Origin of the sequence: Azospirillum thermophilum, from assembly GCF_003130795.1 — a bacterium.
Classification (GTDB): Bacteria; Pseudomonadota; Alphaproteobacteria; order Azospirillales; family Azospirillaceae; genus Azospirillum; species Azospirillum thermophilum.
In genome coordinates this window covers 642,180-664,175 of record NZ_CP029353.1, presented here as the reverse complement: position 1 = coordinate 664,175, position 21,996 = coordinate 642,180, and the positions used below count along the sequence as shown (strand labels likewise).

The following is a 21,996-nucleotide window of genomic DNA, read 5'->3' as shown; positions in this document are numbered from 1 at the left end:
CGGGCGGGATCACAGCGCCGGTTCCGCCGCCGGCACCGGCAGGTCCTCGGGCCGGGCGACCTGCAGTTCCGTCTGCAACCGCGCCTTGGCGGCGGCGGCCAGTTCCTCTTCCGCCCGGACGACCGCCATGTCCTCGGGAGCCACGGCACCGGCGGCGATGACCAATTCCGCGAAGTCGGAGAGGAAGACGCTGCCCTTGACGGTGCGCTGGACCAGCACGTTGCGCTTGTCCTCGCTGTCGCGCTTGCGCTTCACGAAGCCCAGCATCGACAGCCGGTCGAGTGCGCGGGTGACCGCGGGCTTGGAAATGTTCAGCAAAGCCGCCAGCCCGCGCACGGTGTGCGGCGGATCGGTCAGATAGACCTGCAGCATGATCGCCATCTGCCGGGCCGACAGATCCGGCCCATCGCGCCGGACGCTGGCCACGAGAGCGGTGCGCCACAGCCCCAGCGCCTTGAGGTTCCGCGCCATGTTACCCCCCGCAATCCGCGTCCGGACCCCGCCTCCGGACACGCGGCACGAGTGTGGCTTAACCCGACCGCTACAGGCAAGCGTTTCGCGACCGGATCGATAATGTCGCAGATCTATGGGGTGGCGGACGGTCGGGAGCGGGGGCGATGCAATGACAGTCGCCGCCCGCCCCCGCTCAGTAGATCAGCTCGTTCTCGCCGCCGCCCTCGGCGATGACGATCTCGCCGCGGGCGGCGAGGTCCTTGGCGAGCTGGACCATGTACATCTGGGATTCGTCCACCTCGCGCACGCGGACCGGACCCATGGCGGCCATGTCCTCGCGCAGGATCTTGGCGGCGCGCTCGGACATGTTGGAGAAGAACAGGTCCTTCAGGGTCTCCGACGCGCCCTTCAGCGCGGTCGCCAGCTTCTGCTTGTCGACGCTGCGCAGCAGGGTCTGGACGCCCGAAGGGTCGAGCTTCGACAGGTCCTCGAAGGTGAACATCAGCGACTTGATGCGCTCGGCGCTGTCGCGGTTGCGCTCCTCCAGCGCGGCCATGAAGCGGTGCTCGGTCGTGCGGTCCAGGCCGTTGAAGATCTCCGCCAGCATCTCGTGGCTGTCGCGGCGGCTGGTGCGGGCGAGGTTGGTCATGAACTCGGTGCGCAGCGTGCGCTCCACGTCGTCCAGAACCTCCTTCTGCACGGCCTCCATGCGCAGCATGCGCATGATGACCTCCATGGCGAAGCTCTCCGGCAGCTGGGTCAGCACGCGGCCGGCATGCTCGGGCCGGATCTTGGAGAGCACCACCGCGACGGTCTGCGGATACTCGTTCTTCAGATAGTTGGACAGGACCGATTCGTTGACGTTGGCCAGCTTGTCCCACATCGTCCGGCCGGCCGGACCACGGATTTCCTCCATGATCTGGTCGACCTTGTCCTTGGGCAGGGTCTTCAGCAGAAGCCGCTCGGTGCTGTCGAAGGAGCCGACGAGCGAGCCGGTGGCCGACATCTGCTCGGCGAACTCGACGAACAGGCGCTCTATGATGTTGGCGGAGACCGTGCCGAGGTTCGCCATCACCTGCGACAGCTCCTTGATCTCCTCGTCGTCCATCATGGAGAAGAGCTTGGCCGAATGCTCCTCGCCCAGCGCCAGCATCAGGATCGCAGCCTTCTCGGGCCCGGTGAGGGTGCGATAATCCTCGCGAACCTTCAGCGCCATCTGTCCGTCTCCACCACCACGCGTCCGGCCACCGGCCGGAATTCACTCCGCCGGATGTTGTAACCCTTTCCGATTCCCCGTTCCATCCCCCTGACGGAGCCAAAGGAGTGACAAGGCCCGCCCGCCCCTCCCCCGGCCCCGCGCAGGCGCAGGATCAGCCGAAACGCCTGGCGATCGCGCCGTAGGCCGCCCGCAGGCCCAGCGCCTCCCCCCCCTCCGGCCGGCCGGGGCGGGCGGCGTTGTTCCAGGCGAAGGTGTCGAAATGCGCCCAGGGCGTCTCCTTCGACACGAACTCCTGCAGGAACAGCCCGGCGATGATCGCCCCGGCGAAGGAGTGGGTGGCGACGTTGTTCAGGTCGGCCACCTTGCTGTCCAGCCCCTTGCGGTAGGAGGCCCACAGCGGCAGGCGCCACAGCGGGTCCTCCTCCGCCGTGCCGGCGGCCAGCAGATCGTCGGCCAGCCGGTCGTCGTTGCTGAACAGCGCCGGCAGCTCCGGCCCCAGCGCCACGCGGGCGGCGCCGGTCAGGGTGGCGAAGTCGATCAGCAGGTCCGGCTTCTCCGAATCCGCCTCGGCCAGCGCGTCGCACAGGATCAGCCGGCCCTCGGCGTCGGTGTTGCCGACCTCCACCGTCAGCCCCTTGCGGGTCTTCAGCACGTCGAGCGGCTTGAAGGCGTTGCCCGACACGACATTCTCCACCGCCGGCACCAGCACGCGCAGCCGCACCGCCAGCCCCGCCGCCATCACCATGCGGCCGAGCGCCAGGGCGTGGGCGGCGCCACCCATGTCCTTCTTCATCATCAGCATCGCCGAGGACGGCTTGAGGTCCAGCCCGCCGGTGTCGAAGCAGACGCCCTTGCCGACGATGGTGAGCTTGGGATGCTCCGGCTTGCCCCAGCGCAGGTCGATCAGCCGCGGCGCCCGCGGGCTGGCGCGGCCGACGGCATGGACGGCCGGATAGTTGCGGTCGAGCAGTTCGTCGCCGACGATCACCTCGCAGTCCGCCCCGAACTCGTCGGCCAGCGCCTGGGCGGCGTCGGCCAGCTCCGCCGGGCCGAGATCGGAGGCCGGCGTGTTGACGAGGTCGCGGACCATGTAGGTGGAGATGGCGGTGCGCTCCACCGCCGCCCGGTCCGCCCTGGCCGGCCAGACCAGCGACGCGAAGCCCTTGTCGGACGACTTGTAGCGGCCGAAGCGGTAGCTGCCGAGCGCCCAGGCCAGCGCGGCGCGGCCGGCGGCGCGCTCGTCGAGGTCGGCGTCGATGCGGTAGCGTCCGGGCGGCAGGGCGGCGGGCAGGCCGGCGAAGGCCCAGAGGTCGTCCACCGCCGGCACGCCGGCGAGTACCCGGGCGATGGCCCCGCCCTCGCCCGGCAGATAGGCCAGCGAGCCGGGCTCGGCCGTGAAGTTCAGCGCCCTGACCCAGGCCGCGGTGGCGGCGGGCTGGGCGTCGAGCCAGCCGGACAGCTCCCCCTTGGTCAGCGGGGTGATCGGCAGGCTCTCCGGCGCGCCGGCATCGGGCTGGTCGGCATCAAGCAGGGTGGCGAGCAAGGCGGATGTTCCTTCATCGAAACCACAGGGATGATGAAGCAAGAGCATGGCGCGCCGGACGCGCGGTGGGAAGGGGGCAGCGGCGCCCCGCAGGGCGGGCCTGCGCGAATGGCTGCCCTTCCAGCTTGCGCGCGGAGGCTGCGGCGGTCATGCTCGCCCCTCCCTTTTGATGGCATGCCCGCTCGACGACATGAACTCGGCGGCATGAACAGGAGAGTGCGATGTCGGACCTGACCCTGGTGATCGGGAACAAGGCCTATTCCTCCTGGTCGCTGCGCCCCTGGCTGGCCCTGAAGCAGGCCGGCCTGCCCTTCCGCGAAATCCTGGTCCCGCTGCGCCAGCCGGACACGAAGGAGCGCGTCCTCGCCCATTCCCCCTCCGGCAAGGTTCCCTGCCTGCTGCACGGCAACCGGACCATCTGGGATTCGCTGGCGATCTGCGAATATGTGGCGGAACTCGACCCCGCCGCCGGGCTGTGGCCGGACGACGCCCATGCCCGTGCCGTCGCCCGCTCCGTATCGGCGGAGATGCATGCCGGCTTCGCCGGGTTGCGCGGCAACATGCCGATGGACCTGAAGGCCGACCATCCCGGCGAGGGCCGCACCCCGGAAAGCGAGGCCGACATCGCCCGCGTCATCGCCCTGTGGACGGAGACGCGCCGGCGCTTCGGCCAGAACGGTCCCTTCCTGTTCGGCCGCTTCACCATCGCCGACGCGATGTTCGCCCCGGTGGTGACCCGCTTCACGACCTACGACGTGACGGTGGACGAGACGGTGCGGGCCTATATGGACACCGTGCTCGCCCTGCCGGCGATGCGCGACTGGATCGCCGCCGCCAAGGCCGAGGAGTGGGTGATCGCCCCCTGATCCCGGCCTGCGCGGCAGGAACCCGCGGGCCCGCGACCCTGTTGAGGATGGCTCCAGCGCCCCGGCCGCCTTGCCGGCCGGGGTCCGCGACAGGAGGCGATCCATGAGCGACAACAAGCGCAACATCGACAGCCCGGACATCGGAACCGGCCAGGGCGGCGCGGAACAGGGCCGGGACGATGCCGTGTCCGACAAGTCCGGCCGGCAGAACCCCTTCCGCGGCAACCAGTCCCCCGCCGGGACCGGCAGCCATGCCGCGCACCAGCGCGAGGCCGACGCCGGGACCGCCGACAACAAGGCCAAGGGCACCGAGGCGCGGGTCTCCGGCTATGGCAAGGGCCTCACCCGGCCGGAGAGCGGCCGGAACTGACCCCGGACCCGGACGGACCGCCACCGCTCAGGGCTGCGGCTTGACGGACGGCAGCGGGATGGTGGCCGGCGGGGTGGTGGCCGGCGGGGTGGTGGTTGGCGGAACAGGGGATGGCGGGGGCACGGACGGCGGTTCCGGGGATGCGGCGGGTGCCGGCTTGTCGGGAAGCGTAGCCCCCGCCGGCTCGTTCGCCGCGTTGCCGATCAGCCCGGCCTCGCCATAGTAGCGCTCGGCGCCGGGGTGGAGCGGGACGGACACGCCCGCCACCGCCTTGGCGGGGTCGAAGCTCTTCCCCCGCGGGTGCCCTTCCGCCAGGAGGCGGCGGGTGTTCTCGTGCCACAGCGCCTTGACGATGCCGTAGATCAGCTCCTCCGGGCGGTCGGCGCGCACCAGCAGTTCCGCCCCCAGCGCCAGGGTCGGGGTGGCGGCGGTGCCGGGATAGGCTTCGGCCGGGATCACGCTTTCCATGTAGAAGCGCTGGCGCTGGCGCAGCGTCCGGGCGATGTCCCCCTCGATCGGGATCAGGCGGATCGGCACGCGGGCGGCGACGTCGCTGACGGCGGAGACCGGATAGCCCCCGACCATGAAGAAGCCGTCCAGTTCCCCCTTCGCCATGCGGTCGGCGGCGGTGCCCGGCTTCAGATAGGCCGGCTTCAGCCCCGCCTCCTTCACCCCGAAGGCGTCGAGCAGCAGCCGCGCCTCCACCAGCGTTCCGGATCCCTCCTCGCCCAGCGAGATCGCCTTGCCGGCCAGATCCTTCGTGGAATGGATGCCGCTGTCCGCCCGGACGACGAGCTGGATCGCCTCCGCATAGAGCATGCCGAGCGAGCGCAGCGCCTCGAAGGGCGGCTTGCCCTTGAAGCTGCCTGTGCCGGAATAGGCCCACCAGGCGACGTCGGCCTGGGCCAGCCCGGCCTCCACGGCACCGCTGCGCAAAAGCTCGATGTTCTCCACGGAGCCGGTGGTCGCCTGCGCGACGACGATCAGGCCGGGGATGCCGCAGCTTCCCCCCTTCTCGCAGGGGCGCGAGCCGGGCGGGTTGGAGATGGCGTTGGCGATCAGCCCGCCGATCGGAAAATAGGTGCCCGAGGTGGTGCCGGTGCCGATGCGGAAGTAACGGATGTCGGGGAGGGGAGTCTGCGCCCGGCCGGGATGCGGCAGCATCGCCGCGAGGCCGGCCGCTCCGGCGCCGAGCAGGAAGGCGCGGCGGGAGCCGGTGGACTCGGCGCCGGTGGTCGGACGGGCATTGGCGTTCGCGCGTGGCACCGGCTTATCCCGTTCCCGCAGGGTCAAAGGGGGTGTCGCCTCCTGAAGATCTCCGTGCAACCCCGGCTTTTCAAGGCGTGAACGGTTAAATGACGTTCATGAGGTCGAGAAGCCCGGCCACCGCGACCGCGCCGCCACACAACTGCACCGCGCGGGCCGAAACCGCCTGTCCCAGCACCGCGCTCAGCCCCAGCCCGCCGCAGGCGACCAGCAGGAAGCCACCGGCGCAGCCGGCCCAGAACAGGGCCGATCCCTGGTGCGGATAGCCGTGGAACACCGCGGCGACCGCCGCCGCCAGCACCGCCAGCACGACCGGCGCCCGCACCCCGACCGCCACCAGCCCGCCGATCACCAGCAGCGAGACGGCGAGCCCCTGCGCGGCATAGGGCAGTTTGATCCCGGTCTGCGCCGCCAGCCCGGCGGCGAGCGCCGCGGTCACCGCCGCGACCGGCACCTGCCAGACGGCCGTGCCGCCCGTCTGGCCCGCCCACATGCCGATGGCGAGGAACCCCGCGAGGTGCTGCAGCACCCACACCGGTTCCGTCAGTCCGGTCCCGAACGCCCCCGTCAAGGTCATCATCGCCGCCGGCCTCCCCTGCCCGTCCGGCGGCCGGTATGGCGGCAGCGGGGCCGCAAGGTCAAGTGCGACGCGGCAGGCGCAACGGCATGGAAGGCGGGCAGCGGCCCTGCGGCGGCCTCAGCGGTTGCCGCCCCACTGGCGCAGGTCGTTCTCCCGCCGCATCAGGTCGCGCTGCCCCAGCGGATCGAGCTTGCCCATGGCGTCGTCGGTGCGCATCCGGTCGATCTCCGGCCGGATCAGGTCGCGCTTGAAGGCGTCGGTGGCGTCCTGGGTGGAGGGCGGGGCCGGCAGCGGCACGGGCTGCGGCGGCAGCACCGTCCGCTCCGGCGGCGGCGAGGAACTGCCGCGCCGCCTGGCCGGCGGTCCCTGCGGCTGCGGTCCCTGCGGAGCATCCTGCGCCCGGTCCTGCGCGCCGGCCGGCCGGCGCGTCGTCTCCGGACGCGGCGCCGGCTGCACGCCGATGCCGCCCCCGGTTCCGGCGCGGCTCTCCGCCTGGACCTGCTCGCTCCACAGCCGTCCTCCGCCGGAGACGGTGCCCGGCACGTAGGTCTGCGTCGTGATCGGGCGGGAGGCCACCGGGCCGGGCGCCGTCCGGTTGGGCGCGACCTGCCCCGGCGTCTGGGCGCGGCCCGGCCAGTCGTCGCGGATATCGGCGGCGCAGGCCGCCAGCAGCGACGCCGACAGGGCCGCGGCGAGAACCGCCGGCAAGGGGAGAGGTTCGCTCATTCCATAGAGATGGCCCATGGAGAGGGCGCGGGCAACCGTCCCCCGCGACGGCGCCCCCTTCCTCCCCCTCCGGATCCGCATCGTCTGGAAGAGGCTCTTTCCAGCCGGCCCTTTGCGTGCCATCTGTTGGGGCATGACCAAGGACTTCCCGATCCCGCCCGGCCCGGCCGGGTCCTTCACCGATGCGCGCGAGGCCCTGGCCTGCGTGCGCGCCCTCTACGAGCGCAACACCGCCTTCCTGCGCCACCGCTTCTCCGCCTTCACCCGCGGCGAGGATCTCGACGGCCGCGTCCATGCCCATTACCCCTACGTCCGGCTGACCACCAGTTCGGCCGCGACGGTGGACACGCGCCTGTCCTACGGCTTCGTCGAGGGGCCGGGGACCTACGCCACCACGGTGACCCGCCCCGACCTGTTCGAGCGCTATTTCCTGGAGCAGCTCACCCTTCTCCTGCGCAACCACGGCGTGCCGCTGGAGGTCGGCGTCAGCGACGAGGCGATCCCCATCCATTTCGCCTTCCCCGAGGGCATGTATGTCGAGGGCGACCTGTCGCCGGAGCGGGTGGCCCGGCTGCCCGACCTGTTCGACCTGCCCGACCTCGCCCGGATGGACGACACCATCGTCAACGGCACCTACGAGGAGTCGCTCGACCTCGTGAAGCCGCTGGCGCTCTTCACCGGGCCGCGCGTCGATTTCTCGCTGCACCGGCTGCGCCACTACACCGCGACGGCGCCGGAGGATTTCCAGAACTTCGTCCTGTTCACCAACTACCAGTTCTATGTGGACGAGTTCATCCGGCTGGCCCGCGAGATCATGGAGCCGGCGGCCGATCCGGACCTCGCCGCCGTGCGCCGCCAGTACGACCGCTTCGTCGAGCCGGGCGGCATCGTCCTGCACAACCGCAACCTCGACCCCGACGCAACGGTGACGGACGATCTGGCGCGGCCGGCCCGCATGCCGCAGATGCCGGCCTATCACCTGACCCGGCCGGACGGCAACGGCATCACGCTGGTCAACATCGGCGTCGGCCCGTCCAACGCCAAGACGATCACCGACCACATCGCGGTGCTGCGCCCGCACGCCTGGGTGATGCTGGGCCACTGCGCCGGGCTGCGCAGCACGCAGCGGCTGGGCGACTATGTGCTGGCCCACGGCTATGTCCGCGACGACCATGTGCTGGACGCCGACCTGCCGACCTGGGTGCCCGTCCCGGCGCTGGCCGAGGTGCAGCGCGCGCTGGAGACGGCGGTGGAGCGGGTGACCGGCCTGTCCGGCTATGCGCTGAAGAGCATCATGCGCACCGGCACCGTCGCCACCATCGACAACCGCAACTGGGAGCTGCGCGACCACCGCGAGCCGCTGATGCGCTTCAGCCAGAGCCGCGCCATCGCGCTGGACATGGAAAGCGCCACCATCGCGGCCAACGGCTTCCGCTTCCGCGTTCCCTACGGCACGCTGCTCTGCGTCTCCGACAAGCCGATGCACGGCCAGCTCAAGCTGCCGGGCATGGCCGACCGCTTCTACCGCGAGCGGGTGGACCAGCACCTGAAGATCGGCGTGCTGGCCATGGAGCTGCTGCGCGAGCACGGGATGGAGACCCTGCATTCCCGCAAGCTGCGCAGCTTCGCCGAGGTGGCGTTCCAGTAGGCGCTACCCCTCCATTCCCCCGGTCCGGCCGGCAACCACCGGCCCGGTGCGCGTGTTCCCCAGGCAGCGATGCGACTGGGGAGCAGGACGAGATGAGGGGGATTGCAGGGGGCCGCGTCGCGGTCGCGCTGGCTGCGGGGCTGTCCGCCGGGCTTGGCGCCGGTGCTGGCGGAGCGCAGGATCCCGCGGGCCGGGATGCGGGGCCGGCCGCCGCACCGGACGGCGCGGAGCGGGCCGGCCCCTCGATCGGCTTCTGGATCGACAACGACCTGTTCGGCGGCAACACCGACCGCTATTACACCAACGGCTTCCAGTTCTACTACTTCTCCGGCGACCGGCCGACCTACGGCAGCATCGACTGGCTGGCCGACCTCGTGCCGTGGATCGAGCCGGACGGCGTGCGGCGCTACGGCTTCGCCTTCGGGCAGAACATCTACACGCCGAGCAACCTGCGCGCCCGCAACCCCGACCCGACCGACCGGCCCTATGCCGGCTGGCTCTACGGCCGGCTGTCGATCCTGAACGAGGCGCCGCGGGCGGTCGACCGCATCGACCTCGACCTCGGCATGGTCGGGCCGGCCTCGCTGGCCGAACAGACGCAGAAGGCCGTCCACAAGGTCGTCCGGGGCGCGACCTACCCGGAGGGCTGGCGCTACCAGCTCCGCGACGAGCCGGGGGTCGTCCTCGGCTACGAGCATGTCTGGCGCGGCGAGCGGCCGAACACGCTGGGGCCGCTCGAATGGGACCTCAGCCCCCATGTGGCGGGCAGCGTCGGCAACGTGCTGACCATGGGGGCGGCGGGGGCGACGCTGCGGCTGGGCGGCAACATGCCGGCGCCGGTCGGGGCGCTGGTGATGCGGCCGACCAGCAGCATCCCCTACCAGGACAGCGACGGCCGGCAGAGCGGTACCCGCGGTTTCTCCTGGTACGTCTACACCAGCGCCGAGGGCCGCGCGGTCGGGCGCAACATCTTCCTCGACGGCAACAGCGACAAGCCGGGCCGCTCGGTGGAGAAGCGGACCCTCGTCGGCGCCGTCCAGGCGGGTGTGGCGCTGCGCTACGGCCGCTATGGCCTGACCTACGCGCAGACCATCCAGACCCCGGAGTTCGAGGGGCAGAAATCGCTGACCAACTACGGGTCGCTGCGCCTGTCCGTCCAGTTCTGACGGCTTCTGACGGCGGCTTTCCCCGGCTACTCCGATCGGCCGGGGCTTTGCCCCTTTAACCGGCGGGCGGTTCGGGCTATGTGAAGCCCATGAACCAGTATGCGCGACTGCTGATCGAGGCCGGCCCGCTCGCGGCCTTCTTCATCGCCAATTCCCGGGCCGGGATCATGACCGGCACCGCCGTCTTCATGGTGGCCACGGCGATCGCCGTGCTGGTCTCCTGGCACATGGAGCGCAAGGTCCCGATCATGCCGGTGGTCGGCGCCGGCTTCGTGCTGCTGTTCGGCGGCCTGACGCTGTGGCTGCAGGACGACCTGTTCATCAAGCTGAAGCCGACGCTGGTCAACCTGCTGTTCGCCACCGTGCTGTTCGTCGCCCACCTGACGGGGCGCAACGTGCTGAAGCGGCTGCTCGGCACCGTGCTGACCCTCAGCGACGAGGGATGGCGCACGCTGGGCATCCGCTGGGCCTGGTTCTTCCTGGTGCTGGCCGTGCTGAACGAGATCGTGTGGCGCAGCCTGAGCACCGACGCCTGGGTGAACTTCAAGGTGTTCGGCATCATGCCGCTGACGCTGCTGTTCAGCGCGCTGCAGGCGCCGCTGATCCTGCGGCATCAGATCGCGGAGGAGTCGGCCGGGACCTCCTCCACCCCGTGACGGGCGGCGGCGGCGGCGATTGCCCGGCGCTTTCGGCCTGCTCCGGATTTGTCTTGCTCCGGGCGGCCCATGCCCTCACATAGGAGCGAACGCCGGGCGCACCGGCATGATTGCAGGGATACCGCTGACCATGGGCAGCTTCAGCATCTGGCACTGGCTCGTCGTTCTCGTGATCGTCCTGCTCCTGTTCGGCGCGGGCAAGCTGCCGAACGTGATGGGCGACCTCGCCAAGGGCATCAAGGCCTTCAAGGCCGGCATGAAGGACGAGGACGAAGGCGACTCCACCGCCGCTCCGGCGCCGACCGTGCAGAACCAGACGGCACAGCAGGCCGCCGTGCCGCCGGCCGCTCCCGCGGCTGCGCCGGCCGCTCCGGCGGCGACCGCCACCCCGGCGGCTCCCCAGCCGGTGCAGCCGCAGACGGTCCAGGCCGACCAGAACCGGACGGCCCAGGGCTGAGCCCGGAGCCGTCCCTCCGGCCGCCCCGCCCGCCCCGCTGCCCGGCCTCTGCCGGCCCGCGGCGACGGATCGACGGTTGAACGGCCGGAAAAATACGATAGAAAGAAGGGGTAATCCGGCGCCGCCGCCATGGCGGCGCGCAGGGATCCCCGTGGTCTGATCGGGTGCGTTGTCCGCCGTGACCTTCAAGGACGAGATGAGAGCCGCCGGCGCCAAGCCGGACGGCGCGGGCCCCGGGGCCGGTGGTCCCGGCAGCGGCCCGGAGAGCGAGGATATCGCCCAGCTCCTGCGTGCCCTCAACGAGGACCTGCACGCGGAGGAGGACGAGGATCTGGAGGCGGAGACCGTCGACAGACAGGGCATCGGCCTGCCGCTCGGCAAGATCGCGGCCGCCCTGTTCGCCGCGGTGGGCGTCGGCGCCGTCGCCATCATGCTGAACACGGCGAACGATCCGGGGCCCGTCCAGACGGCGTCGGTCCCGGTCGCCCAGCAGGCGGCCCAGACCCAGGCCCCGCCGGCGCAGCAGCCCACCCAGATGCCGGCCACCACGGCCGCCCCGCAGACGATGGCCCAAACGGCGGCCCAAACGGCGGCCCAAACGCCGCCCGCCGCGGTGCGCCAGCCCGGCTCGCCGGAACCGCTGATCGCCCGCGCCCCCGCGGCCGGCGCCCAGCCGCCGGCCCAGGCTCCGGCACCGCCGCCCGCCGGCGCGGCCCCGGCGGCCCCCGCCCCCGCGCTGAAGGTTCCGGAACCGCCGTCCCTGCCGCCGCTCGCAGCCCAGCCCAGGGCCGCCGCGCCGCAGTCCGCCGGCACCCACACCGTCCCCAAGGCGCCGGAGGCCCCGCCGCCAGCCGCCGAACCCCCGCACGCCGCGGCGCAGAAGCCGGACACGGCGGAACTGCAGGCGATGCTGGCGCCGCCGAAGGAGGCCGCCCGTGCTGCGGCCCGCCCCGCTGCCCCGACCGAACCGCGCACGGCGCAACCCGCCCCTCGGGCCACCACGCCGACCCCGCCGGCTGCATCCGGCCCGGTGCCGGCCGGCCGCTACACGGTGCAGCTTGGCACCTTCCAGCAGGCCGCCAACGCCGACGCGCTGGTCACCAAGCTGAAGGCGCAGGGCTTCCAGGCCTATGCGGTGAGCTGGACCGACGGCGCCCAGCGCTCCTGGCGCGCGGTGCGCGTCGGCGGCTATGGCGACCAGTCCGCCGCCAAGCAGGCCGCCGGCGAGGTGAAGGCCAAGACGGGCCTGGACTCGATCGTCGTCAGCACCACGCGCTGACCGGTCGGCGGGGGCCGGCATACGGCTCCCGGCTTGCGGCCCCCAAGCTGTGCGGTCCCGGGTGTGCGGCCCCTGGTGTGCGGCATTGTGTCGTCGTTGCCGCCGGGGCGGCGTATCCGCAAGGGTTTCCGCGGCTCCCGCCCTCCGCGATTTCGGGCGGCAGGACCGGCAGCGCCTTGATTGCGCAATCTCCTTACAGTTACCATGGGCTTCAAAGGGTACGCACAACAATAGAGGCCGGCAACAAACCGGCGAGCCGGAGGAAGCCCCGCGATGAAGCCGACCATCCTGGTCGCCGACGACGAGCCGAGCATCGTCCTGTCGCTCCAGGTCCTGCTGCAGAAAGCCGGGTTCGAGGTGCGCGTCGCGCGCAACGGGGAGGAGGCCATCGCCTCGGTCGAGGCGGGGGTTCCCGACCTGATCCTGCTGGACGCCATGATGCCCAGGCGCGACGGCTTCGACGTCTGCCAGTCGCTGCGCGCCAACCCGGCCTGCAGGGATCTGCCGATCATCATGCTGACCGCGCGCAGCCGCGACGTGGAACGGCAGAAGGGCATGGCGCTGGGCGCCACCGACTACATCACGAAGCCGTTCTCCACCCGCGATCTGGTCGCCACCGTCCGCCGCCATCTGGGGATCGCCGCCGACAGCGTGGCGGGGGCGGCGCCGTGACGCTGCCGGTCGCCGAGGGCCCCCTGACGGACGGCGCGGGGGCGGAGGGGACGCGGACCGACCAGCCCGCCGCCGGCCCGCCGCCGCGCCGCCGCATCCCGCTGGTCTTTGCCGGGGTCGGCCTTCTGCTGGTCGGGCTGGCGGTCGCGCTCGCGGTGGTCCTGCCGCGATCCTCCGCCGGCAATCCGCTGCTGACCTACGCGGTGGTGATGACCGGCGCCTCGGCCGCCGCGGTGTGGGGGCTGTGGCTGGCGGTCGACCGCTTCCTGCTGCGCGCCGCCGAGACGCTGAGCCGCGAGGCCGGGCTGATCGCCCACGGCAACGCCCGGGGCGGCGTCGGCGGCCGGGTGCCGCTCGCCCGCTACGGCGACCTCGTGCCGATGGCCCGCGCGGTCAACGACCTGTCGGACAAGCTGGCGGCGATGCGCCGCGACGTCGCCCGCACGGTCGCCGACTCCACCGCCAGGGCGGAGGAGCAGAAGGGCCGCCTCGCCGCCGTGCTGCGCGACCTGCACGAGGGGGTGCTGGTCTGCAACCTGAAGCACCAGATCCTGCTCTACAACCGCTCGGCGCTCGATATCCTGCACCTGACCGGCGACCTCGGGCTCGGCCGCTCGCTGCTGCATTTCGTGGTGGCGGAGCCGGTGCTGCACACGCTGGAGCGGCTGACCCTGCGCGTGCGCGAGGGCCGCCACGTCAACCACGAGCACGGCACCACCGCGCAGTTCGTCGGCGCCACCACCGACGGCCGCATCCTGCTGGAAGGCCGCATGAGCGCCATCCTGCAGGACGCCGAACCGGGCTCGGAGGAGCCGCCGGCCATCACCGGCTACGTCATCACCCTGACCGACGCGACGCGCGAGCTGGCGGCGCTCGGCCAGCGCGACGCCCTGCTGCGCGAGGCGACGGAGGAGTTCCGCGCCCCCATCGCCAACCTGCGCGCGGCGGTCGAGACGCTGGCCGACAACCCGGACCTGACGGCGGAGGAGCGCGCCGCCTTCGACGCGGCGATGCAGGAGTCCTGCGACACGCTGTCGGCCCGGCTGGAGCGGGTGTCGGGCGCCTACCGCGACCTCGTCTCCGGCTCCTGGCCGATGAGCGACATCCACTCCAACAATCTGATCAACCTGGTGCGCCACCGCATCGGGGCGGACGGGCCGGCGACCGTGACCCTGACAGGCCTGCCGCAATGGGTGCATGGCGACAGCTTCAGCCTGGTGGTGCTGTTCGGCCACCTGATCCGCTCGGTCCACGCCCTGACCGGGGCGGCCGCCTTCGACCTGTCGGCCGAGGGGTCGGAGCGCTGGGTCTATCTCGACCTCGTCTGGCAGGGGGCGCCGGTGCCGAGCGCCACGCTGGACGGCTGGCTGGCCGAGCCGCTGCCCGACGCGCTGGGCGGGCTGACGGTGGGCGACGTGCTGCAGCACCACCGCTCGACCGCCTGGAGCGAGCCGCTGAAGGACCGCGACGGCTGCGCCCGGCTGCGCATCCCGCTTCCCCCGGCCCAGTCGCCGCCGTCGGCGCACATCGCCGCCCGCCCGGCCGGGGCGCGGCCGGAGTTCTTCGACTTCGACCTTCTGCACCAGCCGCTGGCGACCAGCGAGCTCGGCCGCACGCCGCTGGAGACCCTGCATTACGTGGTGTTCGACACCGAAACCACCGGCCTGTCGCCCAGCGGCGGCGACGAGATCATCCAGATCGCCGCCGTGCGTCTGGTGCGCGGGCGCATCCTGACCGGCGAGACTTTCAACACGCTGGTCAACCCGCGCCGCGCCATCCCGCCGGAATCCGTCCCCTTCCACGGCATCACCGACGCGATGGTGGCCGACAAGCCGACCATCGACAAGGTGCTGCCGCAGTTCCGCGCCTTCGTCTCCGGCGCCGTGATGGTGGCGCACAACGCCGCCTTCGACCTGAAGTTCCTGAAGATGAAGGAGAGGGCGAGCGGCGTCGCCTTCGACGGGCCGGTGCTGGACACCATGCTGCTGTCGCGCATGCTGCTCGGCAACGACGGCGACCATACGCTGGACGGCATCGCCGAGCGGCTGGGGATCGAGGTGGTCGACCGTCACACGGCGCTCGGCGACAGCCTCGTCACCGCCGCGGTCTTCCTGCGCATGGTGGAGATGCTGCGCGAACGCGACGTGCGCACGCTGGACGACGCCATCCGCGCCGCCAACATTCTGGTCGAGCTGGCGGCGCGGGAGCGCGCCTTTTGACGGTGCCTCCCCCGGTCCCGGCCCCGCCCCCGGCCGACCCCGCCCCGCCGGGGCCGCCGCGGCGGAGCCGGCCCCTGCGCCTCGACCGGCTGGTGGCGCTGGTCCTGCTGGGCCTGCTGCTGTTCAATCCGCCCTTCCTGCGGCTGTTCGGCCAGGGCGGCACGGTCCTCGGGGTGCCGCTGCTCCATGCCTACAGCCTCGGCGCCTGGGCGCTGGTGATCGCGCTGGCGGCGTTGTGGCTGGAGCGGCGGTGACGGGCATGGCCTGGGCGACCGTCCTCCTCGCCTCCTTCGGCTATCTGCTGCTGCTGTTCGCCATCGCCTGGTGGGCCGACCGGCGGGCCGACGCCGGGCGCAGCGTCATCGCCTCGCCCACCGTCTACGCCCTGTCGCTCGGCGTCTACTGCACGACCTGGACCTTCTACGGCTCGGTCGGGCGGGCGGCGTCGCTGGGCATCGGCTTCCTGCCGATCTATCTCGGCCCCACCCTGCTGATGCTGCTGGGACCGCTGCTGCTCGCCAAGATCCTGCGCATCGCCAAGGTGCAGCGCATCACCTCCATCGCCGATTTCCTGGCGAGCCGCTACGGCCGCAGTCCGCTGCTGGGCGGGCTGGTGGCGCTGATCGCCGTCGTCGGGATCACGCCCTACATCGCGCTGCAGCTCAAGGCCGTCGCCGTCAGCTTCGACGCCCTGACCGGGGCCGACGCCGCGACCGGGCACGGGCTGCCGCTGGGGCTCGACGACGCCTTCCCGGTGGCGCTGGTGATGGCCGCCTTCGCCATCGTGTTCGGCACCCGCCACATCGACGCGACGGAGCATCATCCGGGCATGGTGGCGGCGGTCGCCTTCGAATCGGTGGTGAAGCTGGTCGCCTTCCTGGCGGTGGGCGGCTTCGTCGTCTGGGGCCTGCATGGCGGGATGGGCGACCTGTTCGCGCGGGCAGCCGGCCATCCGGAGATCGCCCGCCTCCTCACCGGCGAGCCGGCGCTCGGCGACGGGGCCTGGCCGACCACCATGCTGCTGGCGGCGCTGGCGGTGCTGTGCCTGCCCCGCCAGTTCCAGGTGATGGTGATCGAGAACACCGACGAGCGGCACCTGACCCGCGCGCTCTGGCTGTTCCCGCTCTACATGCTGCTGATCAACCTGTTCGTGCTGCCGGTGGCGGTGGCCGGGCTGATGCGCTTTTCGGGGCCGGGCGGACCGGCGGTCGATCCCGACCTGTTCGTCGTCGCCCTGCCGCTGGCCGGGGGGAGCGAGGGGCTGGCCCTGCTCGCCTTCCTCGGCGGGCTGTCGGCGGCGGCCGGCATGATCGTGGTGGAGGCCATCGCGCTCTCCACCATGGTCTGCAACGACCTCGTCATGCCCATCCTGTTGCGGGTCCAGCGTCGCCGGCTGGAGCGGGCGGCCGATCTCGCCCCGCTGCTGCTCGCCATCCGCCGGGTGGCGATCGTCGCGATCCTGCTGCTGGGCTACGTCTATTTCCGGGTGGCGGGGTCGGCCTATGCGCTGGTCGCCATCGGCCTGATCTCCTTCGCGGCGGTGGCGCAGTTCGCCCCGGCCCTGATCGGCGGCATCTACTGGACCGGCGCCACGCGGCGCGGCGCCCTGGCCGGGCTGTGCGGCGGCATCCTCGCCTGGGCCTGGACGCTGCTGCTGCCGAGCTTCGCGCGCTCCGGCTGGCTGGACGCCGCCTTCCTCGACCAGGGGCCGTGGGGGATCGCGGCGCTGCGGCCCTACGCCCTGTTCGGGCTGGCGGGGATGGACCCGCTGACCCACTCCCTGTTCTGGAGCGCGCTCGCCAACATCGGCCTCTATGTCGGCGTCTCGCTGCTCGACCGCCCGTCGCCGGGGGAGCGGGTGCAGGCCGCCGCCTTCGTCGGCACCTATGAGGAGGGCGGCCATGACGGGAGCGGCCATGGCGAGGCGGGGGCGCCGCCGGCCGGCCGGCAATGGCGGGGCGACGCCACCGTCGCCGACCTGACCCGCGTGGTCGGCCGCTTCCTCGGCGCGCAGCGCGCCGCCGCCTCCTTCGCCGACCATCCGCCGGACGCGCCGGCCGGGCCGGAGCTGGTCCGCCTGGCCGAGCGGATGCTGGCCGGGGCCATCGGGTCGGCCTCGGCGCGGGTGGCGCTCGCCTCCTCGGTCCCCGGCGGCGCGGTCAGCGCGCCGGAACTGCTGCGCATGCTCGACGAGACCAGCCACGTCATCGAGTACAGCCGCCGGCTCGAACACAAGACGGCGGAGCTGGAACGGGCGAGCGAGGCGCTGCGCGCCGCCAACGACCGGCTGAAGGAGCTGGACCGGCTGAAGGACGAGTTCCTCTCCACCGTGACGCACGAGCTGCGCACCCCGCTGACCTCCATCCGCGCGCTGGCCGAGATCCTGCACGACAACCCGGACATCGAGGGGGAGCAGCGGCAGGAATTCCTCGGCCTGATCATCAGCGAGAGCGAGCGGCTGACCCGCCTGATCAACCAGGTGCTGGACATGGCGAAGATCGAGGCCGGCGAGATCGACTGGCACATCGGCCCGATGGCGCTGGGGCCGGCCCTGGACCAGGCGGTGGCCGCCACCGGCCAGCTCTTCCGCGACCGCGGCATCGATCTGGCGGTGGAGGTGCCGGACGGGCTTCCCCCGGTCACCGGCGACCCCGACCGGCTGATCCAGGTCGTGGTCAACCTGCTGTCCAACGCCGCCAAGTTCACGCCGCCCGGCGGCCGGGTGACGCTGGCGGCGAAGCCCGGTGACGGGCGGGTTCTCGTCACCGTCGCCGACAGCGGCCCCGGCATCGCGCCGGAGCATCACGGCCCGATCTTCGAGCGCTTCCGCCAGGTCGGCGACACCATGACCGACAAGCCGCAGGGCACCGGGCTCGGCCTTGCCATATGCAAGCGAATCGTCGAGCATCTCGGGGGGCGCATCGGGGTGGACAGCCGGCCGGGGTGCGGCGCGGTCTTCTGGTTCACCGTGCCCGCGGCACCACAACCTGACCTTGGACACGGTTGACGGGGGTTTTTCGGCAACGGTCCGGCACAACGGTGCAAAGAATTCCAAAGGACTACTTCCCGTACCGTCTTTCACCCCCTATGGTGGGCCGAACGGGATAGGCCGACGGAACGGCTTTGGAAGAGCGGATGGGACGTATCCTGGTTGTTGACGACGAGCGCGACGTCGAAGTGCTGATCACCCAGCGCTTTCGCCGGGCCGTCCGCAACGGAGAGCTGGAATTCCTGTTCGCCCATGACGGGGAGGAGGCGCTGGCGACCCTGCGCTCCAACCCCGATATCGACATGGTGCTGAGCGACATCAACATGCCCGGCATGGACGGGCTGACGCTCCTCGACCATCTGCCCAAGGTGAATGCCGATGTCCGCGCCGTGATGGTGTCGGCCTACGGCGACCTCGGCAACGTGCGCGCGGCGATGAACCGCGGCGCCTTCGACTTCATCACCAAGCCGATCGACTTCGCCGACCTGGAAGCGACCATCCGCAAGACGCTGTCGGTCTGCGCCGCCGAGCGCCGGCTGCGCGAGGCGCTGGAGGAGACGCGCACGGCGGAGGCGGCGTCGCGCGCCCAGGCCGCCCGGCTGCGCCGCATGCTGGACGCCAGCCCGGTCGGCGTCACCATCGCCGCGCCGGACGGCGAGATCCTCTATTGCAACCAGCGCTGCGCCGACCTGCTGGGCCTGACGACGGCGGAGCTGCAGCGGCGCGGCACCGCCGCCCTGCACCAGTGCGCCGAGGACGGCGACCGGCTGCTCGACCGGCTGCGCGCCGGGCTGACCGTGCGGGACGAGGAGTTCACCTTCGTCCATGCCGACGGCAGCACGATCTGGACCATCCTGTCCTTCGACCAGACGGTGTACGAGGGACGGACGGCGACCATCGTCTGGCTCTACGACATCACCGAGCGCAAGGTCCAGGCGGAGGCGCTGCGCCGCGCCAAGGAGGCCGCCGAACAGGCGCTCGCCGACCTGGAGCGCATGCAGTCCGATCTGGTGCGGGCGGAGAAGATGGCGGTCATCGGCCAGCTCATCGCCGCCGTGGCGCACGAGATCAACACGCCCGTGGGCATCGCCCTGACCGCCGCCACCCACCTGTCCACCGCGTCGGAACGGGTCGTCGGCAGCTTCCAGGACGGGCAGCTGCGCAAGAGCGACTTCCAGGACTATATCGGGACGGCGCAGGAGGTCTCCTCCCTGCTGGTCACCAGCATCGAGCGGGCCGCCGCCCTGATCCAGAGCCTGAAGCTGGTGACGGAGGGGCAGAGCTCCACCCCGCGCAGCCGCTTCGACCTCAGGGAGTATCTGCAGGACATCGTGCTGGCCGTGCGGGTGCAGCCGGTCGCCGCCGGGCACGAGCTGGTGCTGGACTGCGCCGAGGGGCTGATCCTCGACAGCTATCCCGGCGCCCTGACCGAGGTCCTGATCAACCTGCTGAACAACGCCTTCCACCACGCCTTCGCCCCCGGCCAGGGCGGCAGGGTGCTGGTGTCGGCCCGGCCGCTGCCGGACGACCGGGTGGAACTGCGGGTCTGCGACAACGGCCGCGGCATCCCGGCGGAGATCCTGCCGCGCCTGTTCGAACCCTTCACCACCACCCGCCGCGGGTCGGGCAGCATGGGGTTGGGGCTCTATGCCACCTTCAACCTCGTCACCGGCAGGCTGAGCGGGGAAATCCATGCGGAAAGCGAGCCGGGCAAGGGCACCACCCTGCTGCTCCGGCTGCCGCTGGACGCGCCTTGATCGACAGGATTCCTGCGCGATGGAAGACGAGATGGAGACGGTCACCGCCGGCGGCGCCCCGGACTCTGTGGAAAGCACCATCGCCAGCGCCCGCCGCTACCGCGACAAGGTGCTGGCCGACCTGCCCGGCCTGATCATCCACCGCGGCGACCACATCGTTCATTGCAACGAGGGGCTGGCCCGGCTGCTGGGCTACCAGGCGCCGGACGACGTGCTGGTGCTGCCGAGCGTGCTCGACCTCGTTCCGGAAGACGCGCTGGTGGCCGAGCGCAGCGCCTATGCCGAGTGTCTGGCCGGCGTCACCCGCAGCGACCTGCGCCGGACCAAGCGGCGGCGCGCCGACCGGTCGGTGCAATGGTTCGACCAGCTGCTGGAGCCGATCGACTGGGGTGGCGAGCCCGCCGTGCTGGAGATGCTGGCCCGGGTTCGCCCGCCGGCCGGCTTCACCGAGATGCCGGAACAGTGGCAGCTGCTGCAGGCGGCCATCGACGCCATGCCGAACGGCGTGCTGATGCTGGCCGGCGACCTGTGCATGGAGGGATGAACAGCGAGTTCCTGCGGCTGTTCGACTATCCCCCCGGCCTGTTCCCGCCGGGCACGCCGATGGACGTCATGCTGCGCTACAACTACGAGCGCGGCGACTTCGGCGACGTCGACCCCGACGCCACCATCGCCATGCTGATGAAGCGGTTCGAGGTGCGCGGGGTCATCAACGCCGAGCGGCGCGTTCCGAACGGCCGGGTGATCGACATCCGCACCGCGCCGCGCGCCGACGGCGGCTTCGTCGTCACCCACCTCGACATCACCGACCGCATCCGCATCGAGGACGAGCTCCGCCAGGCCAAGGAGCGGGCCGAGGCCGCCGCCCGCGAGCTGCGCGAGGCGCAGCAGCAGCTCGTCGTGCAGGAGAAGATGGCCTCGCTCGGCCAGCTCACCGCCGGCATCGCGCACGAGCTGAAGAACCCGCTGAACTTCGTCAACAACTTCGCCGAGCTGTCGGGCGAGCTGCTGGACGAGCTGTGCGCGCTGATCAGCCCGCTGTCCGCCCAGCTCGATCCCGACCAGAAGGCCGATTTCGACGAGCTGGTGGGCAGCCTGCACAGCAACCTGCGCAAGATCGCCGAGCATGGCCGGCGGGCCGACGGCATCGTGAAGAGCATGCTGGCCCATTCCCGCGGCGGCAGCGGCGAATGGCGCAACACCGAGCTGAACGTCCTGATCGAGGAGAGCCTGGCGCTGGCCTATCACGCCGCCCGCGCCCAGGACCGCGAATTCAACGTCTCCTTCAACCGGCATTACGATCCGGCGGCCGGCACGCTGGACCTCGTCCCGCAGGACATGTCGCGGGTGCTGGTCAACCTGTTCACCAACGCCTTCTACTCGGTCCGGCGGCGTCAGCGGGACGGTGGTGAAAATGACTACCGTCCGCAACTGACCATCACCACAATCGACTGTAACGACAAGGTCCAGATCAAGGTACACGACAACGGCGCCGGCATGTCCAAACCGGTGATTGATAAATTGTTTACGCCCTTCTTCACCACGAAACCTACGGGTGAAGGTACCGGTTTGGGTCTTTCTCTCAGCTACGACATCGTGGTACATCAACACAGGGGCCGATTCGACGTCAGCAGCGTCGAGAACGAATACGCCGAGTTCACGATCACGCTGCCACGGGTCGTTCCGCCGGTGTCGCTAGGGGAGCGCCGCAAGCCATGACCGTCGGGATCCTGGTCGTAGACGATGAACCCGATATGGAAGACCTGTTCCGTCAGCGCTTCCGCACGGAGCTGCGCAACGGGCAGGTCGCGCTGCACTTCGCCAGTTCGGCCGAGGAGGCGCTGGAGCGCATCCATACCGGGCTGCAGCCGGAGGCCGTCCTCGTCCTCAGCGACATCAACATGCCGGGGATGAGCGGGCTGGAGCTGCTCGGCCGTCTGCGGATGGAGATGCCCAACATCCCGGTCGTCATCGTCACCGCCTATGGCGACGACGAGAACCAGCGCCGCGCCATGGCCGGCGGCGCCACCGACCTCGTCACCAAGCCGGTCGACTTCGCCGCGCTGAAGAAGCTGGTGAACACCGTCGTGTCCGGCTCGCAGGCCGCCTGAGGCGCCGGCACTCTCGTCA

General features: G+C 71.3%; 21 protein-coding genes. 15 read left to right on the top strand and 6 right to left on the bottom strand.

What is annotated here, in order from left to right:
* Window positions 1–9: 9 nt before the first annotated feature.
* The 3 genes from DEW08_RS09240 to DEW08_RS09230 all read right to left on the bottom strand — a co-directional run bounded on the left by DEW08_RS09240 (window position 10) and on the right by DEW08_RS09230 (window position 3,215).
* Entirely contained in the window at window positions 10–471 is a 462-nt protein-coding gene (locus DEW08_RS09240; RefSeq protein WP_109326467.1) for a MarR family transcriptional regulator, read from the bottom strand.
* Between the two features lie 175 nt (window positions 472–646).
* Entirely contained in the window at window positions 647–1,669 is a 1,023-nt protein-coding gene (gene fliG / locus DEW08_RS09235) for a flagellar motor switch protein FliG (RefSeq protein ID WP_109326461.1), read from the bottom strand.
* A 154-nt stretch (window positions 1,670–1,823) separates the two neighbouring features.
* Window positions 1,824–3,215: a leucyl aminopeptidase family protein gene (locus DEW08_RS09230; protein WP_245986540.1), complete on the bottom strand. Its 1,392-nt coding sequence runs from the start codon at window positions 3,213–3,215 to the stop codon at window positions 1,824–1,826.
* 221 nt (window positions 3,216–3,436) lie between these two features.
* Between DEW08_RS09230 and DEW08_RS09225 the strand changes: the two genes are divergently transcribed.
* Both DEW08_RS09225 and DEW08_RS09220 read left to right on the top strand, forming a co-directional pair.
* Window positions 3,437–4,081, top strand: a complete 645-nt coding sequence (locus DEW08_RS09225; RefSeq protein WP_109326451.1) for a glutathione S-transferase family protein — start codon at window positions 3,437–3,439, stop codon at window positions 4,079–4,081.
* Between the two features lie 103 nt (window positions 4,082–4,184).
* Window positions 4,185–4,451, top strand: a complete 267-nt coding sequence (locus DEW08_RS09220; protein WP_109326450.1) for a hypothetical protein — start codon at window positions 4,185–4,187, stop codon at window positions 4,449–4,451.
* A gap of 27 nt (window positions 4,452–4,478) precedes the next feature.
* Here DEW08_RS09220 and DEW08_RS09215 read toward each other — a convergent pair whose 3' ends face one another.
* The 3 genes from DEW08_RS09215 to DEW08_RS09205 all read right to left on the bottom strand — a co-directional run bounded on the left by DEW08_RS09215 (window position 4,479) and on the right by DEW08_RS09205 (window position 7,023).
* Window positions 4,479–5,717 carry a TAXI family TRAP transporter solute-binding subunit gene (locus tag DEW08_RS09215; RefSeq protein ID WP_245986539.1) on the bottom strand — a complete coding sequence of 413 codons (1,239 nt, stop codon included), beginning with the start codon at window positions 5,715–5,717 and terminating at the stop codon, window positions 4,479–4,481.
* 85 nt (window positions 5,718–5,802) lie between these two features.
* Window positions 5,803–6,297, bottom strand: a complete 495-nt coding sequence (locus DEW08_RS09210; RefSeq protein WP_109326449.1) for a HupE/UreJ family protein — start codon at window positions 6,295–6,297, stop codon at window positions 5,803–5,805.
* A 117-nt stretch (window positions 6,298–6,414) separates the two neighbouring features.
* Window positions 6,415–7,023, bottom strand: coding sequence for a hypothetical protein (locus DEW08_RS09205; protein ID WP_109329686.1), 609 nt, complete (start codon window positions 7,021–7,023; stop codon window positions 6,415–6,417).
* Between the two features lie 133 nt (window positions 7,024–7,156).
* On the opposite strand from DEW08_RS09205, the gene DEW08_RS09200 reads away from it, so the two are divergent.
* The 13 genes from DEW08_RS09200 (at window position 7,157) to DEW08_RS09145 (ending at window position 21,977) form a co-directional block, all read left to right on the top strand.
* Window positions 7,157–8,671: an AMP nucleosidase gene (locus DEW08_RS09200; RefSeq protein ID WP_109326446.1), complete on the top strand. Its 1,515-nt coding sequence runs from the start codon at window positions 7,157–7,159 to the stop codon at window positions 8,669–8,671.
* 92 nt (window positions 8,672–8,763) lie between these two features.
* Entirely contained in the window at window positions 8,764–9,837 is a 1,074-nt protein-coding gene (locus DEW08_RS09195) for a lipid A deacylase LpxR family protein (protein WP_109326445.1), read from the top strand.
* A gap of 89 nt (window positions 9,838–9,926) precedes the next feature.
* Entirely contained in the window at window positions 9,927–10,493 is a 567-nt protein-coding gene (locus tag DEW08_RS09190; protein WP_109326444.1) for a septation protein A, read from the top strand.
* A gap of 130 nt (window positions 10,494–10,623) precedes the next feature.
* Entirely contained in the window at window positions 10,624–10,950 is a 327-nt protein-coding gene (locus DEW08_RS09185; RefSeq protein ID WP_109326443.1) for a twin-arginine translocase TatA/TatE family subunit, read from the top strand.
* 178 nt (window positions 10,951–11,128) lie between these two features.
* Window positions 11,129–12,229 (top strand): SPOR domain-containing protein, encoded by a 1,101-nt coding sequence (locus DEW08_RS09180; protein ID WP_245986620.1) that lies wholly within the window; start codon window positions 11,129–11,131, stop codon window positions 12,227–12,229.
* Between the two features lie 273 nt (window positions 12,230–12,502).
* Window positions 12,503–12,901 (top strand): response regulator transcription factor, encoded by a 399-nt coding sequence (locus DEW08_RS09175; protein WP_109326441.1) that lies wholly within the window; start codon window positions 12,503–12,505, stop codon window positions 12,899–12,901.
* Entirely contained in the window at window positions 12,898–15,120 is a 2,223-nt protein-coding gene (locus DEW08_RS09170) for a 3'-5' exonuclease (protein WP_245986537.1), read from the top strand. The genes DEW08_RS09175 and DEW08_RS09170 overlap by 4 nt, the downstream gene beginning before the upstream one ends.
* The gene (locus DEW08_RS09165; protein ID WP_109326440.1) at window positions 15,117–15,374 is read left to right on the top strand and encodes a hypothetical protein; all 258 of its coding nucleotides are present in this window, start codon (window positions 15,117–15,119) and stop codon (window positions 15,372–15,374) included. Before DEW08_RS09170 ends, DEW08_RS09165 begins: the two co-directional genes overlap by 4 nt.
* 5 nt (window positions 15,375–15,379) lie before the next feature.
* Window positions 15,380–18,127: a sensor histidine kinase gene (locus tag DEW08_RS09160; protein WP_109326438.1), complete on the top strand. Its 2,748-nt coding sequence runs from the start codon at window positions 15,380–15,382 to the stop codon at window positions 18,125–18,127.
* A 128-nt stretch (window positions 18,128–18,255) separates the two neighbouring features.
* A complete protein-coding gene (locus DEW08_RS09155) occupies window positions 18,256–19,866 on the top strand; it encodes a hybrid sensor histidine kinase/response regulator (RefSeq protein ID WP_109326437.1) in 1,611 nt (536 codons plus the stop codon).
* A gap of 19 nt (window positions 19,867–19,885) precedes the next feature.
* The gene (locus tag DEW08_RS32200; protein ID WP_245986536.1) at window positions 19,886–20,410 is read left to right on the top strand and encodes a PAS domain-containing protein; all 525 of its coding nucleotides are present in this window, start codon (window positions 19,886–19,888) and stop codon (window positions 20,408–20,410) included.
* Entirely contained in the window at window positions 20,407–21,585 is a 1,179-nt protein-coding gene (locus DEW08_RS09150) for a PAS-domain containing protein (protein WP_245986534.1), read from the top strand. Before DEW08_RS32200 ends, DEW08_RS09150 begins: the two co-directional genes overlap by 4 nt.
* A complete protein-coding gene (locus DEW08_RS09145; RefSeq protein WP_109326436.1) occupies window positions 21,582–21,977 on the top strand; it encodes a response regulator in 396 nt (131 codons plus the stop codon). The genes DEW08_RS09150 and DEW08_RS09145 overlap by 4 nt, the downstream gene beginning before the upstream one ends.
* Window positions 21,978–21,996 lie beyond the last annotated feature (19 nt).

Excerpts from the sequence above, each read along its gene's own strand:
- DEW08_RS09240 (WP_109326467.1), bottom strand. The coding sequence starts at position 471 with ATGGCGCGGAACCTCAAGGCGCTGGGGCTGTGGCGCACCGCTCTCGTG.
- fliG (WP_109326461.1), bottom strand. The coding sequence starts at position 1,669 with ATGGCGCTGAAGGTTCGCGAGGATTATCGCACCCTCACCGGGCCCGAG.
- DEW08_RS09225 (WP_109326451.1), top strand. The coding sequence starts at position 3,437 with ATGTCGGACCTGACCCTGGTGATCGGGAACAAGGCCTATTCCTCCTGG.
- DEW08_RS09220 (WP_109326450.1), top strand. The coding sequence starts at position 4,185 with ATGAGCGACAACAAGCGCAACATCGACAGCCCGGACATCGGAACCGGC.
- DEW08_RS09210 (WP_109326449.1), bottom strand. The coding sequence starts at position 6,297 with ATGATGACCTTGACGGGGGCGTTCGGGACCGGACTGACGGAACCGGTG.
- DEW08_RS09205 (WP_109329686.1), bottom strand. The coding sequence starts at position 7,023 with ATGAGCGAACCTCTCCCCTTGCCGGCGGTTCTCGCCGCGGCCCTGTCG.
- DEW08_RS09200 (WP_109326446.1), top strand. The coding sequence starts at position 7,157 with ATGACCAAGGACTTCCCGATCCCGCCCGGCCCGGCCGGGTCCTTCACC.
- DEW08_RS09195 (WP_109326445.1), top strand. The coding sequence starts at position 8,764 with ATGAGGGGGATTGCAGGGGGCCGCGTCGCGGTCGCGCTGGCTGCGGGG.
- DEW08_RS09190 (WP_109326444.1), top strand. The coding sequence starts at position 9,927 with ATGAACCAGTATGCGCGACTGCTGATCGAGGCCGGCCCGCTCGCGGCC.
- DEW08_RS09185 (WP_109326443.1), top strand. The coding sequence starts at position 10,624 with ATGGGCAGCTTCAGCATCTGGCACTGGCTCGTCGTTCTCGTGATCGTC.
- DEW08_RS09175 (WP_109326441.1), top strand. The coding sequence starts at position 12,503 with ATGAAGCCGACCATCCTGGTCGCCGACGACGAGCCGAGCATCGTCCTG.
- DEW08_RS09160 (WP_109326438.1), top strand. The coding sequence starts at position 15,380 with ATGGCCTGGGCGACCGTCCTCCTCGCCTCCTTCGGCTATCTGCTGCTG.
- DEW08_RS09155 (WP_109326437.1), top strand. The coding sequence starts at position 18,256 with ATGGGACGTATCCTGGTTGTTGACGACGAGCGCGACGTCGAAGTGCTG.
- DEW08_RS32200 (WP_245986536.1), top strand. The coding sequence starts at position 19,886 with ATGGAAGACGAGATGGAGACGGTCACCGCCGGCGGCGCCCCGGACTCT.
- DEW08_RS09150 (WP_245986534.1), top strand. The coding sequence starts at position 20,407 with ATGAACAGCGAGTTCCTGCGGCTGTTCGACTATCCCCCCGGCCTGTTC.
- DEW08_RS09145 (WP_109326436.1), top strand. The coding sequence starts at position 21,582 with ATGACCGTCGGGATCCTGGTCGTAGACGATGAACCCGATATGGAAGAC.